The sequence below is a fragment of the Mesorhizobium sp. M7A.F.Ca.US.005.03.1.1 genome, assembly GCF_003997975.1.
Taxonomy (GTDB): Bacteria; Pseudomonadota; Alphaproteobacteria; order Rhizobiales; family Rhizobiaceae; genus Mesorhizobium; species Mesorhizobium ciceri.
In genome coordinates this window covers 34,421-49,959 of the sequence record NZ_RZRO01000012.1, presented here as the reverse complement: position 1 = coordinate 49,959, position 15,539 = coordinate 34,421, and the positions used below count along the sequence as shown (strand labels likewise).

Sequence of the window (15,539 nt, the reverse complement as noted above, 5' to 3'; positions counted from 1 at the left end):
TCCGAGCCGATTGTGTCGAGCATCATGGCATCCGCCAATCGGCGGGACTCTTCAATTCGAAGATGCCCTGGACCTCTCGCCGTGACGGATCGGCCTTGCGCCGCCGCATCGACTTGTGGATTGCACGCAAGTGGTTGCGGACCCTGCCGCTATGTTCCTTGGTGACATTTCCGGCGTGGCGTCGGTAGTAGATCGCGACGGTGTTCGGCAATTCGTAGCGCGGACCGGTTTCGAAGACTCGCAACAGATAATCCGTGTCCTCGGACTGCTCAAAGTCCTCGTCGAAATGGCCGATGCGATCGACAAGCGTTCGACTGAAGAGAGCGGTGCTCAGCGAAATTCCGCGAAGCGTCATGGTACAGCAGTCCGCCTCCGGCTCGAGCTTCTCGTCGTCGATCCGGTCGACCAGCGTCATCAGCGAATAGGTTAGCTCAAGCCCGGAGGTAGCCTCGAAGCGGGCGAGATCGGCCTTGAACCGTCCGGCCAGCGAGATGTCGTCAGAATCCAGGAATGACACGAACTCCGCATCCGGCGGCAGTTGCCGCAGCCCGGCGTTGCGCGCCCTGGCCACGCCCATGTTCGATTGCTGGAAGAGTCGGATGCAGGGGTTTTCGCGCATCATCGAGCGTACGGCCTCAGCAGAGCCGTCGGTCGAACCGTCGTCGATGACGATGATGTCGAGATCGGCGGCGTCCCGCTGCCGCACCAGCGAGCGCAATGCCGAAACGACATAGCGCTCACGGTTGTAGACGGGCATTATCACGCTCAGTTTCACGAAGCGCCCCGCACAAGAAAGTCCGCAATCGTGCCGGCTATCTCCTGTGGCTGCGTCCCCAGCGACAGACGATAGCACGGCAGCAGGCGGGTCAGGTCGCTGAAGAAGCGAAAGCCGCTCTCCCGCTCGCCCGGCATCTGCGCTATGCCGGACGGCGCCAAGGCAATCATGGCATCCCTGCGCGACACCGGCACGATCGAACTTGCCTCGCCTCCGCCGATATGTGGCACCACCAGCGCAACGATGTCCAGAGTTTCGGGCACCGGCCGTGGCGCAATGTCGTCAATGTGAAAAGCATGCTTGCCTTGCCAGTTGAGCGGACCGTGCGCCTTCAGCCGGTGCTTCAGCCCAAGTCGCGCGAATCCCTGGGGATCCTGCTTGAGTGTTGAAAACAACGGGCGGGCAGTCACGCCGTTGGAGAGGTCGACCAGCACATAATCGTCGCCGACGCTGTCCAGCCCGTGGAGGAGGCCGGCGGCGACGGTCCCGGATTTCCCGGCGCCGCCCGCGCCGGCCAGCAGTACGCCCCTGCCTTTGGTGCCGAGCGTCCCCGCATGGGCCAGCCGCATGCCACGTGCCGCATATTCCCAATGGAGGAAGGGGCGCAGCGGCGCTCCCGGCTCCCACGGTGGAAAGGCATCGGCCGAGGCCATCAATTGCACGCCAACGCGACGTTGCGGATCATAGAACTGCCAGAAATCCAGGTCATGGAAATGGTTGCCGCGCAATCCGGCTTCCGCCAGCCTGGTGGCGAAGCCATGCTGCGTGAAGGGTCCTTGGCCCCATCTGGCCGGTGCCGCGATGCCGTCAATGCCGGGATGTGCGACGAAGATGCGGCAGATGTCGGCAGGCGCTCGGTTGTCCGCAGCCGTGACAAAGCCATGAGCGAAGGCATCCGCCAACGCGCCGGCACTCACATGAGTGGTCAACTCCAGATGCGGCAAGCCCACCTTGCAGGTCAGTGGATAATGCGCGGCGCTGCTCTGCGCTTGCGCCAGGACATGACGTGCGTAGTCAGTCAGGTTTTCGAGAGTGACGTTTGGCATGGTCTGCCTGTTCCGGAGCTGTCCGGCAACGAGAGCCTGGCGGGCGCCTCAGTTGGCCTGCTTCACTGCGGGCCAGCCGAGGGGCTCCTCGACCTCGTGGATGGGATCGACGACAATGAGGTCGGCAAGGTCGTCATGGATGTCGACCTTGAGGGGCTCGCCGGCAGCGGCGAGCTGAGCCAGCAATTCGCTGGGAACCGGTCTTGCCACGCCATCGGTTGCGGCCGCCAGCAAACCGAATTCGAGCAATTGTGAAACAAAGCCGTCAATCGCGGCGGCATCGAGGGCGCCAATCCCGGTCGCGGCGCCGACCAGTTCGGAGGCAGGCACGCCGGACGACAGTGCATCCCAAAGCCTGCTGCCTGAATCAGAGAAGCCGAAATATTTACCGGTGGTCAGGTCGAGAACGACGGCTTCGCCATCGAAGGATTCAAAGACGATATCCTTGCTGGCAATGGCATATACGCCGGATTGTCGCATGTTTGCTCCCCGCCGAAGCAGGCCGCGGAGATGATCTTCGGCCCCTACGGTCAACCCCACCGTTGCAGGCGTCTAACCATTTGCAGGGTTTTTGGCAAGATGGCGTAGGCCCGGCCGAGCGCAGCTGCAGGCCGCGCGGGCATGGACAGTCTCTGACCGTGCCTGCCGGTCACGCCTCGATTTCAAGCGCCGAAAGCGGCTTCGAGCAACAGGCGAGGATAAAGCCGTCCTCGATTTCGTGATCGAGGATGCCGCCATTGTGGCTCATCTCGACGTCGCCCGCGACCTTCCTCACCTTGCAGGTGCCGCACAGGCCGAACTCGCAGGCGGCGGGAATCCGCACCCCCGAGGCGCGTGCCGTCTGCAGCACCGTCTGGCCGGCGACGCATTCGGCATCGACATCGGAATGCGAGAACCGGATCGGTGTCACGGCCTCCACGGTGGCAGCGGCGCCGTCTTCCGCCGGCGGCGAGAACGGCGCCGGGATCTCCTCCACGGCAGGCGCGGCAAAGCTTTCCTGATGGTATTTCGTCATGTCGAAGCCGGCTGCGTCCAGCATGCCACGCACGGCGCGCATGAAAGGATCGGGGCCGCAGCAGAAAATCTCGCGCTCGCGGAAATCGGGCGCCAGCAATGGCAGCCGGATCGCGTCGATGCGGCCCATATGGCCGAACCAGCCCTCGCGGCTCGACCGCTCCTCGATCATGAAGCCGAGCGACAGCCCAGGCATGCGGCTGCCGAGCAGTTCGAGCTCCTTGCGGAAAATGATCTCTTCCGGGCGGCGCGCGCAGTTGACGAAGCCGACATCGGTCCATGGCGCGCAGTCGTTCAGCCAGCGCAGCATCGACATCATCGGCGTCACGCCGGAACCGGCCGAAATGAACAGATATTTGGCGGCCGGGTGGCTATGCAGCGAGAAGTCGCCGGTCGGCCCATAGGCCTTGACGTGCGAACCGGGCGTCAGATGGTCGAACATCCAGCGCGTACCGGTGCTGCCCGCCTGCGCCTTGACCGTCACCGCGATCGAGAACGGCCGCGACGGCGAGGACGACAGCGTGTAGGTGCGCATCAGCGGCCCGTCCGATGTCGGCAGTTCCAGAGTCACGAACTGCCCCGGTTTGTAGCGGAACCAGGTCTGGTTGTCGGAGCGGAAGGTGAAGGTCTTCACGTCAGGCGCTTCGTCGCTGACGCCGATCACTTCCAGCACCTGCAGCCTGTCGTTCCAGGGCGTCATCTGGTCGAGATGGCGATAGAGGCCAAGGTCCGTCATCGCATTCATCCTCTTATCCCCTGGGCTAGGCGACGCTGCGCAGGGCCGGCCGGCCGCCTTCGGCAAGGCGCGGCCCGATGAACGACGCGTACCACTCGACGAACTGGATCACGCCGCCCTCATGCAGCTCCGAATAGGGGCCTGGTTCATAGGCAGGCGACAGGATGCCGAAGGCGTTTTCCTCGACGATGCGGCGGTCCTGGTCGTTGGTCTCGGTCCAGACATGGGTGAGCTCAGCGAGGTCGTAGTCGACGCCTTCGACCGCATCCTTGTGGACGAGCCATTTCGTTGTCACCGCGGTTTCCGTGGCACTGATCGGCAGCACGCGGAAGGTAACGGCGTGGTCGCCGAGGATATGGTTCCAGGTCGTCGGATAGTGATAGAGCAGCAAGGAGCCGATGCGGTCGGTTGAAACGCTGTCGGACAGGTTCTTCTGGACCGCCCGTTTTCCCGTCATGGTGTAGCTGACGGCATCGCGCAGCAAGGGCGCGCGGGTGGCGCGGTACTGCCCTGCCGGATCGATGCGGAATTTGCTCGGCAAGCCTGATGCCTCGCATCTGGCCCAGTGTGCGACCATTTCAGGGTCGCTGTCGGCGCCATGGACGCCGGTTATGGTTGGAGCCTCGGGGAAGGTCTTGCACAACTCGGGATGATTGGCGGCGCAGTGGTAGCACTCGCGGTTGTTTTCCCAGACCAGCTTCCAGTTGCCCTTCTCGACGATCGTGCTCTCGAAGGCGATCTTTGCTTCACGCAGCCGGTGCGGCAAAAGATAGGGTTCGATCATCGCCCGCATCGGCGCGAAATCTGCCGGTTCCTTGGCCAGGCAGATGAAGATGTAGCCGCCGACGCTCTCGCAGGCGACCGGCTTCAGGCCGAAATCACTCTTGTCGAAACCGTCGGCCATCTGGCGGGCAAACAGCAGGCGGCCGTCCAGCTCGTAGGTCCACTGATGATACGGGCAGACGAGCTTTGCCGCGGTACCCTTCTCCGTGTTGCACACGCGGCTGCCGCGATGGCGGCAGGAATTGTGGAAGGCGTTGATCTTGCCGTGCTGGTCGCGGACAAGGACGACCGGATAATCGCCGACCTGCACGGTGATGTAGCTGCCCGGCTTCGGCAGTTCGCAATCATGGCCGATGAACAGCCAGTCGCGATACCAGATCAGCTCCATGTCGAGCTTGAAGTAGTCCGGATCGGTGTAGAAGGGCTGCTCCAGCGAAAAGCCTTGCCGGCGCCCCTTCAGGAGCCTCAGCATGTCGTTGCGGATATCCATGTCCTGTCCTCGTTTCTAAGGACTGAACTGGTGGTGATGGAGGAAGGATTGAAACACAGGCCGGCTGTGTGCCGGACATGCGCTATCCACCTCTTGACCGCCCACCGCGATCAGTCGAGTCTAAAAATCTCGGGCTGGTTTCCGGGCTCTGGAGTTGTCCTTGCGGACCATCGCGACACCTTCCCAGGCGGTTGCCCAGTGGTCTCCCGTTGCGACTTGAACTCCACCACCGTTGCGGGGGCAGCGCCGGATTCTGACCGGCTTCCCAATTCTCCGCCTCGTCGTCACGAAGCGGCACCTGAGATGGTATGATCTAACCACGATCGCGGGCGCGCCGTCGGCATGAAAACGACATCGTATCCATGCGGCGCGACACGGCATGCGAAACGCTACTGCAGCTCGTCGCGGGCCGAGATCCCACCTCCCGGGCGGCCATTTGCCGGCTGCGATCTTCCCGAATCCGACCCTTCGCGGGGGGTCAAAAAAGGTTAATGGTTTCGAAAAGTGACTATTAGCTCGCCCTAAAATCGAACCGAACGGTTCGTTTCTGTTGACGGTGCGTGCAGGACGGTGTGAACGCTGGGCCTCTGAAACAGTCAGTGATCCATCAGGTGGCTACACCTAACACACTGATATGAAGAAGAAAAATGCATCCTTAGATTCCATTGGCACAATTTCAAGGTGGGGATTCATGGTCCACACGGAACAACTTCGTGATTGGAAAAGACGACCTTGCCCTCCCACATCGGGGCTGTCCGAACGACGCGATTTCATTTCCAAGACACGCCGCTAGACGGACGGAAAAAAGACGATACTGGAGTACCAAAAATGAAAAAGATCATTCTCACTGCCGCAGCCCTTCTGGCCATTTCCGGCAGCGCCTTCGCTGGTAGCGACCACTACGGTTCGAACGCCGCGGCAGCCACTGCTGTCGACAGCTCGTACACCGCTTCGACCAAGAAGTCGGAACCGGCTGCTCAGGCGCCTGCCCAGGGTGCTGACCGCAACCTCTTCGGCAACAACTAACAGCCGATTCCCAGTTTTCCGGTCGACGGCGGGCTCGCCCGCCGCCCTGGCGAAATTCAGACATTCAGGAGTATTCAAGATGAACAAGATCCTCATTGCTGCCGCCGCCGTTCTGGCCATCACCGGCAGCGCTTTCGCGGGCAGCGACAACTACGGTTCGAACGGCCCGAACCAGCCTGCCGCCGCTGTGGACCAGTCGTACACGGCTTCCACCAAGACCTCGGAACCGGCTGCCCAGACGCCCGCTCAGGGCAGCGACCGTAACCTCTTCGGTCGCTAACAACCAATTTCGCAACCGACGGCAGCTGTGTCTGCCGTCCTGGCGAAATCCAGAATTCAGGAGACTAAAATGAACAAGATCCTTATTGCTGCCGCCGCCGTTCTGGCCATCACCGGCAATGCCTTCGCCGGCAGCGACAACTTTGGCTCCAATGGTGCCAATCAGCCTGCCGCCACGACTTCGGTCGACAGCACGCGCACCTCTTCGGTACGCAACACCGGTTCGCCGGTCTACAAGCTGCTGAACTCGTCGGGTGACACCACCCAGAAGTCTGCTCCGCAAGGTGCCGACCGCAACCTCTTCGGCAACAACTAACAACCGAAGTCGATCTCCAAGTCAAAGAGCGGCGGGCCCGGCCCGCCGCTCTTTTTTGTGCCTGACACGGCAATTGCGGTTAAGCCGCCTTTGCTTCCACTTCATGCAACGCGAAAGAACGTCCATCCGCGTCGAAGATATGCAGGTCCTCGCCATTGGCGCTCAGCCGCAATGTCGAGCCGCGCTTGACCTCGACATTGCCGGGCAGCTTGGTCACCAGCGGCAGATCGGCGCGGCCGATGTCGACATAGACAAGCTGCACCTCGCCGAGTTGCTCGACATAGTCGACCGTCCCCTCGAACAGATAGTCCGCGCCGCTGGCGATGATCAGGTCCTCCGGCCGCACGCCAAAGCTCACCGCAGCGCCCTTTGCCGAAGCCGGCGTCGCAATCGGCACGGTCGCCTTGCGTCCGCCGACATGGCTGACGACGGTCGGGTTTCCGGTCTTTTCGATGGTCGCCGGCAGGATGTTCATGGCCGGCGAGCCGATGAACTGGGCAACGAACAGATTGCCGGGCTTCTTGTAGAGGTCCATCGGCGTGCCGACCTGCTCGATATGGCCGTCCTTGAGCACCACGATGCGGTCGGCCAGCGTCATCGCCTCGACCTGGTCGTGGGTAACGTAGATCATGGTCGTGTTGGGCATCGATTCCTTGAGCTTGGCGATCTCGATGCGGGTGGCGACGCGCAGCGCGGCGTCGAGGTTCGAAAGCGGCTCGTCGAACAGGAACACCTTCGGATTGCGCACGATGGCGCGGCCGATGGCGACGCGCTGGCGCTGGCCACCCGACATCGCCTTGGGCAGGCGGTCGAGATATTTGGTCAGCTGCAGGATCTCGGCGGCCTGGCGCACGCGGCGGTCGATCTCGGCCTTGTTCTCTTTGCCGATCTTCATCGAGAACGCCATGTTGTCGTAGACGGTCATGTGCGGGTACAGCGCGTAGGACTGGAACACCATGGCGATGCCCCGCTTCGACGGCGGCACGTCGTTCACCACTTCGCCGGCTATTCTGAGTTCGCCGGAGGTGATTTCCTCGAGCCCGGCGATCGACCTCAGCAATGTCGACTTGCCGCAGCCCGACGGGCCGACGAAGACGATGAACTCGCCCGACCTAATATCGAGGTCGATGCCGTGGAGAATGTTCAGATTGCCGTAGGACTTCTTCACTTGTCTTAGCGTGACATCGGCCATTGGTTTCCTCCAGTGATTGGAAATTCAGTCGAGACGCCCGAACCAGGCGCCGTAGCCGCCAAGCTCGATGGAACCGCTGCTCGCCTGCCCCGAAAATCCGTGCCCGGGCAGAGGTTGCAGCGATCGGCCGCCAAGGTCAACCTTGGCCCGCCCGGCTCCCAGATTGAAGACGCAGACGATCTGCTCGTTGCCTGCGCGGCGCGTGAAGGCCACGGTATCTCCCTCACTTTCGATGAAGGTGATGTCGCCCTTGGCCAGCGCCGGATGGGCACGCCGGAAGCTGAGAAAGCGCCGGTAGTGCTCGAGCAGCGAAGCCTCGTCGCCCTGCTGGACATTGACCGCTTGCGCCAAATGCTTGGCCGGCACCGGCAGCCAGGGTTTTGCCTGGGAGAAGCCGCCATTCTTGGCGCCGCCGTCCCACACCATCGGTGTGCGGCAGCCGTCGCGGCCCTTGAATTCAGGCCAGAAGCGGATGCCGTAGGGATCCTGCAAATCCTCGAACCGAAGGTCGGCCTCGCCGAGCCCAAGTTCCTCACCCTGATAGATGCAGACCGAACCGCGCAAGGACATCAGCAGCGCCGAGATGACCTTGAGGTAGGCGGTCGGGTCGGGCTCATTGGCGGCCCAGCGCGAGGCCGGGCGCATTACATCGTGGTTGGAGAAGGCCCAGCACGACCAGCCATCGCTGGCGACCTTGCCGAAGGATTCCAGCACCGAGCGGACCTTGCCCGCGCTGATCTTTTCCGGCGCCAGGAAATCGAAGGAGTAGCACATGTGCACGCGCTTGCCGCCGGCGGTGTAGGCGGCCACCACTTCAAGCCCACGCTGCGAATCGCCGACCTCGCCGACCGCTGCCGTTGCCGGATATTCATCGAGCAGGGCACGGAACCGTTCGAGGAAGCCGAGATTCTCGGGCCGGCTCTTGTCGTAGAGATGGTCCTGGTAGTTGTAGGGGTTGACCGCCGGCGCGGTCTGGTCGTTGCGCTCTTCTGGCGGCAGCGGCGGGTTGTTTTCCAAGCCCTGGCTGTGGAAGTAGAAATTGATGGTGTCGAGCCGGAAACCATCGACGCCGCGCTCCAGCCAGAAGCGGGTGACGTCGAGCAACGCGTCCTGGACTTCGTGGTTGTGGAAGTTGAGGTCGGGCTGCTCGGCCAAGAAATTGTGCATGTAATATTGCTGGCGGCTGGTGTCCCATTGCCAGGCCGAGCCGCCGAAGATCGACAGCCAGTTGTTGGGCGGCGTGCCGTCCGGCCTGGCGTCTGCCCAGACGTACCAGTCGGCTTTCGGGTTGCTGCGGCTCGACCGGCTTTCCTTGAACCAGGGATGATTGTCGGCGGTGTGCGACAGCACCTCGTCGATCATCACCTTCAAGCCCAACCTGTGTGCCTCGGCGGTCAGCGCGTCGAAGTCGGCCAACGTGCCGAACATCGGATCGACATCGCAGTAATCCGACACGTCATAGCCGAAATCCTTCATCGGCGACTTGAAGAACGGCGAAATCCAGATAGCGTCCGCGCCGAGTGCGGCGATGTAGGCGAGGCGGCCTATGATGCCCTTGAGATCGCCGATGCCGTCGCCGTTCGAGTCCTGGTAGCTGCGCGGATAGATCTGGTAGATCACCGCGCCCCGCCACCAGTCGCGATCGATGGCGAGGTCAGGCTTCGAGCTGGCCTTCAAAGCGGATTGCATCGTCTCAGCCTCCTTTCACCGAGCCGGCAAGCAGCCCGCGGACAAAATAGCGCTGCAGCGAGAAGAACACGATCAGCGGCACGATGATGGTCACGAAAGCCGATGTCGTCAGAATCTCCCAGTCGCCGCCGCGTGAGCCCAACAGCGCGTTGAGCTTGGCGGTCAGCACAATCTGGTCTGCCTCTGTGCCGAGGAAAACCATCGCCACCAGCAGATCGTTCCATACCCACAGGAACTGGAAGATGGCAAACGAAGCCAGCACCGGAAACGACAGCGGCAAGACGATCTTGACGAAGATCTCGAAATCGCTGGCGCCGTCGATGCGCGCCGATTCCATGATTTCGCGCGGCAGGCCGGCAATGTAGCTGCGCAGCAGGTAGATGGCGAAGGGCAGGCCGAAGCCGGTATGCGCCAGCCAGATGCCGAGATAGGTCTTCGACGGCATGCCGAAGAAAGCGCCGACGCCGTTGTAGAGTTTCAACAGCGGGATCAGCGACATCTGCAATGGCACCACCAGCAAGCCGATGATGACCGCGATCAGCAGCGCCCGGCCGGGAAACCGCATCCAGGCCAGCGCATAGGCGGCAAAGGCGGCGATCAGGATCGGGATGACGGTCGCCGGAATGGTGACGGTCAGGGAATTCATGAAAGACCGTCCGATGCCTTCGGAAAACAGCACGGTTTTGTAATTATCGGTGGTGAATTTCGGCGGCGCCGACGAAGCATAATAGACGCGCTGGCCGCGATCGCCTTCGAACGCTTTCGGGGACTGCATGACGAAGCTGCCGTCGGCATTGAGCTGCAAGGTCACGCCGTCGCCGAGATCGGCTGTGGTGCCGGCGGGATACTGCGTCGGTGCCGCCGATTTGACCCCGAAGGCGCTGATGTCGCGCTTGGCGCCGTCGCCAAAGATATTGCCCTCGAGCACGAACTTGCCGGCCTTCTCGACTTGCGCCGAGGCGGGCGGCAGCCGGCCGGCTTCGGTCTGGGTGGAACTGGCGAACGAGTTCCACCAGCCCGAGGCGATGATCTGGTTCTTGTCGCGCAGCGACGAGACCAGGATGCCGAGGGTCGGTATGGTCCAGATCGCGACGAAGATGAGCACGGCGATGTGGACGCCGAAGCGGCTGGCGAAGGAATTTCCGGTCGCGACGGCCATCTCAATGTCCTCCCGTCTCTTTGTTCGCCTGTCGGATGTTCCAGACCATGATCGGAATGACCGCAATCATGATGATGATGGCGATGGTGGCGCCGCGGCCGAAATCGCCGCCGCCGCGGAACATCCAGTCGAACATCAGATTGGCCAGCACCTGGCTGTTCCACTGGCCGTTGGTCATGGTCAGCACGATGTCGAACACTTTGAGCACCAGAATGGTGATCGTGGTCCAGACCACGGCGATGGTGCCCCAGATCTGCGGCACCATGATCTTCCAGAAGATCTGGAACGGATTGGCGCCGTCGATGACGGCGGCTTCCAGCGTTTCCTCGGGGATGCCGCGCAGGGCGGAAGACAGGATGACCATGGCAAAGCCGGTCTGGATCCAGATCAGGATGATCATCAGGAAGAAATTGTTCCAGAACGGCAGCGATATCCAGACCTGCGGCTGGCCGCCGAAATGCTGGATGATGGCGTTGAGGATGCCGATCTGCGTCTGGCCCTCGCCCCGATACTCGTAGATGAATTTCCAGATCACGCTGGCGCCGACGAAGGAGATCGCCAATGGCAGGAAGATCAGGCTCTTGGCGATCGTGCCCCACCAGATCTTGTCCGTAAGCACGGCGATGATCAGCCCGAGGAAGGTGCAGGCGGCCGGCACCACCGCCAGCCAGATGATGTTGTTGAGGATCGAGTTGCGGAACTCGCGGTCGCCGAACGCCCATTCATAGTTCGCCAGGCCGACGAAACTGATGCCGCCGCGATCGAGGAACGACAGCCGCAGCGTCTCGACCACCGGATAGATCAGGTAAATGGTGAGGATGATCATCGCCGGGCCGACGAACAGCCATGGGCGGACCAACCCTTGCCGGCGTAGATTGTCGATGGCCGCGGCACCGGCGACGCCGCGTGACGGGAATATCAGGTCGACCAGTTTGTTGGCGCCCCAGAAATAGGCGACGCAACCGCCGACGCCGACGATGATGACGAATATGGCCGAGAAAATCTGAGCCGCCATGGGTCCCTCTCCCCCTGCGCATGACCCGACAAGGAATGACCTTGGTGACGGGGACCAGGCGCCGATTCAGTTGTTTGGAGCGCGTCATCGGCGGCTTGCGCACATTGCCGATCGCGCTTCATGTCAATGCGCTCATGACGAAAGGCTGCGGCACGGGCCGCCGTCGGATCCGGGCCGGTATGGTCCGGATCCAGTGCGAGAATGGTTGGTCGTCTACGTGCCAGCCGTCTACTTGATGGCGTCCCAGCTCTTCTGGATGTCGGTGGCGACGTCCTGTGCCGACTTGCCGCCGACCAGGTCGATCATGCCGGTCCAGAAGGCGCCGGCGCCGATCTTGCCCGGCATCAGGTCGGAACCGTCGAAGCGGAAAGTCGAGGCATTGGCGAGGATTTCGCCCTGTTTCTTCAGCGCGTCGCTGGCATAGGCATCCTTGTTGACCGACTTGAGCGGCGTCACGAAGCCGCCCTCGGCCATCCAGATCTCGTGGGCGAGCGGCATCTTCAGGAATTCGATGAACGCGCGCGCACTCTTGCTGTCCTTGGTGATCATCGCCAGCGTACCGGCGCCGAGCACGGGCGTGCCCAGTTCAGGCTTGGCGGCATAGGGCGGGAAGTAGAAGAAGTCCGCGTCCTGGCCGACCTTGGTGCCTTCCGGGAAGAAGGTCGGAATGAACGATGCCTGGTGGTGCAGGTAGCATTTCGGCGGCACCGAAAAGAGGCCCTTCGGGCTGTCGCGGAAGTCGGTCGCCGCAACCGCCTTGGCGCCGCCGTCGACCATCTTGTCGTCGGTCGCGATCTTGCCGAAAATGTCGATGGCGTTGACCACCGCCGGATCGTTGAACGGGATCTCGTTCTTCACCCATTTGTCGTAGACCTCCGGAGGCTGGGTGCGCAGCATCAGGTCTTCGACCCAGTCGGTTGCCGGCCAGCCGGTGGCACCGCCGGAGCCGAGGCCGATGCACCACGGCTTGCCGCCATCGGCGATGATCTTCTTTTCGAGATCGGCGAGTTCTTCCTGGGTCTTCGGCACCTTGTAGCCGGCTTCCTCGAAATTATCCGGCGAGTACCAGACCAGCGACTTCACGTCGGCCTTGTAAGGGAAGGCGAAGAAGCCCGGCTTGCCGTCCTTGTCCTTGAAGGTGCCGAGATCGACCCATGACTGGCCGGCGCCGTAATTGTCCTTGACCCATTTGGCGGTGTCGTCACCGAGCGGCGTCAAAAGGCCCTTCGACGCCAGGTCCTGGATGAGGCCCGGCTGCGGCAGCACGGCGATGTTGGGCGGGCTGCCGGCCTGCGTGTCGATGACGATCTGCTGCTCGTAATTCTCCGAGGAGGAGTATTTGATCTCGACGCCGGTGGCTTCCGAGAAATAGTCGAGAACGCCGCGCACCAGGCCTTCGTCCTCGCCGCGCCACGGTCCGAAGATCGACAGCGTCTCACCCTTGAGGTCGACTTTCTTGAGCTCTTCGTAGTTCGCCCAGTTGAAGCGCTTGTCTTCGCCGGGCTTGAACTTCAGTTCGGCCTGCGCGGGCGCGTTCAGGGCGAACGTGGCAAACGCAGCACCCAGCAAAAGCATTTTCTTCATCGGTATTCCTCCCAGTGGGTCTCACACACCGGACGGAACCTCCATTCCGCCCGCCGACGCCGCAGGACTGTGACTCAGTCGGAAAGGAACCGCAACCTTTCGAAGAGTCTTCCAAAGCGCTTTGGCTTTTCCGATCACGCCATTGAATCGCGGGGAAGTCAAGAGGCTGGCGAATCAATCGATTTAGGTTCGCGCATTTGCGCCCTAAAAGTGCGTCGCAGCATGCTATTATGGCAGTGCAGCAGCAATTTTTGTTTCAAACATGCCCAAACCGCGTCTATGGTTGGGCTTCGTATGGCTCGGCCCCGATGGCACTTGGGTCGATTCAATTTAAAAGCGCTTTGAGGGAATGGAGACTTTCGTGAACCTCAAGCAGCTCGCCCACATGCTGGCACTTTCGCAAACCACGGTAAGCCGCGCGCTGAACGGCTATCCCGAGGTCAATGAGGAGACGCGCAGGCGTGTCATGGATGCCGCCAAGCGCCATGGCTATCGGCCCAACCCGAGCGCGCGCCGGCTGGCGACCGGCAAGACCGGCATGATCGGCTATGTCCTGCCGACCGGTGCGTCCGTCGACATCGATCCGCATTTCGTCGAGTTCCTGTCCGGCCTTGGCGACTATGCTCGCTCGCACGAGCTCGACCTTGTGCTGTCGCCGGCCGACGCCGACGACCAGGAGACGACCTACCGGCGCATCGTCGCCAACCGGCAGGTCGACGCTGTTTATATCTCCTCTCCAAGGCCCGCTGACCGGCGCGTGGCGCTGGTCAACACGCTCGGCATTCCCTTCATCGTCCATGGCCGCAGTGAGGGCTTCGATTTCGACTACGCCTTCACCGACATCGACAATGAGGGCGCCTTCCACGAAGCGGCCAGGCTGCTGATCCAGCTCGGTCATCGGCGGCTGGCGCTGATCAACGGTGACGGCCGCGAGACCTTCGCCATCCATCGCGAACGCGGCGTGCGCCGGGCACTCGCCGCGAGCGGACTGACATTGATCGAACGCCATGTCTGCTCGGTCGATATGACCGAGGAGAACGGCTATCGCGCCACCAGGCGTTTGCTGGAAGGGGACGACGCGCCGACGGCGATCGCCTGCTCCAGCCTGATCATGGCGCTGGGCGTCGTGCGTGCGGTGCGCGACCTCGGCTTGAGCATCCCGGGCGACGTCTCGCTGATCGCCCATGACGATGTCTTCCCCTGGCTGAGGCCGGAGAATTTCTCGGTGCCGCTGTCGACGACGCGTTCATCGATCCGTCTCGCCGGCGCCCGTGTCGCCGAGCGGCTGGCGGCACGGATTTCAGGACTGGAGGAGGGCGCGCGAGGCGAGGTCTGGCCGGTCGACCTGGTGGTGAGAGGGTCAGTCGCCGGTGCGCCGGCGTAGCTGGAGATCAAAGCCATGTGCTCTGCGGGATCGAGTTGAGACGCGACACTCACGCCGCATCAATCTCGCCCGACGCCGGCAGTAGCGAGACCACCGCAAGGGGGCCGGATTCCGACATCTCACGCCGCGGATTTGAGGTGGTCGATGAAGGCGCGCAGCTTCGGCAGGACTTGGCGCTTGCCGGGATGATACAGGAAGACGCCGGGCGTCGTGGCGGCAATGCCGTCCAGCACCGGTTCCAGTTTACCTTCGGCTATCGGAGCTTCAGCGATTGGTCGAGGCGTCTGCGCCAGCCCGACGCCCCGCATCGCGGCCCCGAGCAATGTCGGATAATCGTGCGCTATCAGCGGGCCTGAGAGCATCGCCTCGATCGTCTCGTTGCCGTCGACGAAAGCCCAGGGCGCTATGGCGCCATTCGAACGGCGCAAGCGCAGGCAGGCGTGGTTGCGCAGATCATCGACGCGTTCGGGGCGGCCGTGGCGTTTGAGATAGTCAGGGCTGCCGACGACCACGAACGAAAACGATGGGGTTAGCCGCACCGCGACCATGTCGACCGCGATGAACTGGCCGAGACGGATGCCGGCATCGAACCCGCCGGCCGCGAGATCGACCATCTCGTCGCTCGCGGCGATCTCCAGCTCGATCTCGGGGTAAGCCCGGCAGAACGACGCGATCATCGGCTCCAGGATCAACGGCACGACAGCGCGGGGCACGGACAGGCGCAGCAGACCGGTCGGCCGTTGGCCGATGTCACGCACGGCCTCGCCGGCCGCGACGAGTTCTTCGAAAGCAGGGCCGGCACGATCGAGGAACCGCTGGCCAGGCTCGGTCAAGCCGACGCTCCGTGTCGTGCGGACGAACAGCGCCGCACCCATGCGTGCCTCCAGCGCGCGCACCGCCTGGCTCACGGCGGACGGTGTCACGCCGAGTTGCGCTGCGGCGCGGCGGAAGTTGCGGTGCCTGGCGACAGCCAGGAACGCCTCGATGCCCTCCAGCGCACCATGTCGGACTGTGTAGTTCTGCTTCATAGGTTGTTGTTATTACGCCGGGT

15 protein-coding genes and 1 riboswitch are annotated in these 15,539 nt (G+C 62.5%); of the genes, 4 read left to right on the top strand and 11 right to left on the bottom strand.

Features of this window, described 5'->3' with window-relative positions; all coding sequences use genetic code 11:
• Window positions 1–22: 22 nt before the first annotated feature.
• From EN990_RS08265 to EN990_RS08245, 5 genes are all read right to left on the bottom strand, one after another.
• Entirely contained in the window at window positions 23–775 is a 753-nt protein-coding gene (locus tag EN990_RS08265) for a glycosyltransferase family A protein (RefSeq protein ID WP_027160995.1), read from the bottom strand.
• A complete protein-coding gene (locus EN990_RS08260) occupies window positions 772–1,821 on the bottom strand; it encodes a serine kinase (protein ID WP_127368350.1) in 1,050 nt (349 codons plus the stop codon). Before EN990_RS08260 ends, EN990_RS08265 begins: the two co-directional genes overlap by 4 nt.
• A 48-nt stretch (window positions 1,822–1,869) precedes the next feature.
• Window positions 1,870–2,301, bottom strand: a complete 432-nt coding sequence (locus EN990_RS08255) for a PqqD family protein (RefSeq protein ID WP_013528271.1) — start codon at window positions 2,299–2,301, stop codon at window positions 1,870–1,872.
• 169 nt (window positions 2,302–2,470) lie between these two features.
• Entirely contained in the window at window positions 2,471–3,571 is a 1,101-nt protein-coding gene (locus EN990_RS08250; RefSeq protein ID WP_127368351.1) for a hybrid-cluster NAD(P)-dependent oxidoreductase, read from the bottom strand.
• Window positions 3,572–3,596: 25 nt separating this feature from the next.
• A complete protein-coding gene (locus EN990_RS08245) occupies window positions 3,597–4,844 on the bottom strand; it encodes an aromatic ring-hydroxylating dioxygenase subunit alpha (RefSeq protein ID WP_063169810.1) in 1,248 nt (415 codons plus the stop codon).
• A gap of 114 nt (window positions 4,845–4,958) precedes the next feature.
• A riboswitch (cobalamin riboswitch) is annotated at window positions 4,959–5,161 on the bottom strand.
• 511 nt (window positions 5,162–5,672) lie between these two features.
• On the opposite strand from EN990_RS08245, the gene EN990_RS08240 reads away from it, so the two are divergent.
• From EN990_RS08240 to EN990_RS08230, 3 genes are all read left to right on the top strand, one after another.
• On the top strand, window positions 5,673–5,870 hold the full coding sequence (locus tag EN990_RS08240) for a DUF680 domain-containing protein (RefSeq protein WP_013528268.1): 198 nt from the start codon (window positions 5,673–5,675) through the stop codon (window positions 5,868–5,870).
• Between the two features lie 79 nt (window positions 5,871–5,949).
• Window positions 5,950–6,150 carry a DUF680 domain-containing protein gene (locus EN990_RS08235; protein ID WP_013528267.1) on the top strand — a complete coding sequence of 67 codons (201 nt, stop codon included), beginning with the start codon at window positions 5,950–5,952 and terminating at the stop codon, window positions 6,148–6,150.
• A 69-nt stretch (window positions 6,151–6,219) separates the two neighbouring features.
• Window positions 6,220–6,465: a DUF680 domain-containing protein gene (locus EN990_RS08230; RefSeq protein ID WP_027160993.1), complete on the top strand. Its 246-nt coding sequence runs from the start codon at window positions 6,220–6,222 to the stop codon at window positions 6,463–6,465.
• Between the two features lie 79 nt (window positions 6,466–6,544).
• On the opposite strand, the gene ugpC is transcribed toward EN990_RS08230, so the two are convergent.
• From ugpC to EN990_RS08205, 5 genes are all read right to left on the bottom strand, one after another.
• Window positions 6,545–7,657: a sn-glycerol-3-phosphate ABC transporter ATP-binding protein UgpC gene (gene ugpC / locus EN990_RS08225; RefSeq protein ID WP_063169811.1), complete on the bottom strand. Its 1,113-nt coding sequence runs from the start codon at window positions 7,655–7,657 to the stop codon at window positions 6,545–6,547.
• A 24-nt stretch (window positions 7,658–7,681) separates the two neighbouring features.
• Window positions 7,682–9,346 carry an alpha-glucosidase gene (locus EN990_RS08220; protein ID WP_024501953.1) on the bottom strand — a complete coding sequence of 555 codons (1,665 nt, stop codon included), beginning with the start codon at window positions 9,344–9,346 and terminating at the stop codon, window positions 7,682–7,684.
• 4 nt (window positions 9,347–9,350) lie between these two features.
• On the bottom strand, window positions 9,351–10,505 hold the full coding sequence (locus EN990_RS08215) for a carbohydrate ABC transporter permease (protein ID WP_064992880.1): 1,155 nt from the start codon (window positions 10,503–10,505) through the stop codon (window positions 9,351–9,353).
• A 1-nt stretch (window position 10,506) separates the two neighbouring features.
• Window positions 10,507–11,520, bottom strand: coding sequence for a sugar ABC transporter permease (locus EN990_RS08210; RefSeq protein WP_063169814.1), 1,014 nt, complete (start codon window positions 11,518–11,520; stop codon window positions 10,507–10,509).
• Window positions 11,521–11,748: 228 nt separating this feature from the next.
• Window positions 11,749–13,104, bottom strand: a complete 1,356-nt coding sequence (locus EN990_RS08205) for an ABC transporter substrate-binding protein (protein WP_013528261.1) — start codon at window positions 13,102–13,104, stop codon at window positions 11,749–11,751.
• A 361-nt stretch (window positions 13,105–13,465) separates the two neighbouring features.
• Between EN990_RS08205 and EN990_RS08200 the strand changes: the two genes are divergently transcribed.
• Window positions 13,466–14,488 carry a substrate-binding domain-containing protein gene (locus EN990_RS08200; RefSeq protein ID WP_013528260.1) on the top strand — a complete coding sequence of 341 codons (1,023 nt, stop codon included), beginning with the start codon at window positions 13,466–13,468 and terminating at the stop codon, window positions 14,486–14,488.
• Window positions 14,489–14,607: 119 nt separating this feature from the next.
• Here the strand turns inward: EN990_RS08200 and EN990_RS08195 are convergent, their stop codons facing one another.
• The gene (locus EN990_RS08195; protein ID WP_013528259.1) at window positions 14,608–15,516 is read right to left on the bottom strand and encodes a LysR family transcriptional regulator; all 909 of its coding nucleotides are present in this window, start codon (window positions 15,514–15,516) and stop codon (window positions 14,608–14,610) included.
• Window positions 15,517–15,539: the final 23 nt, after the last annotated feature.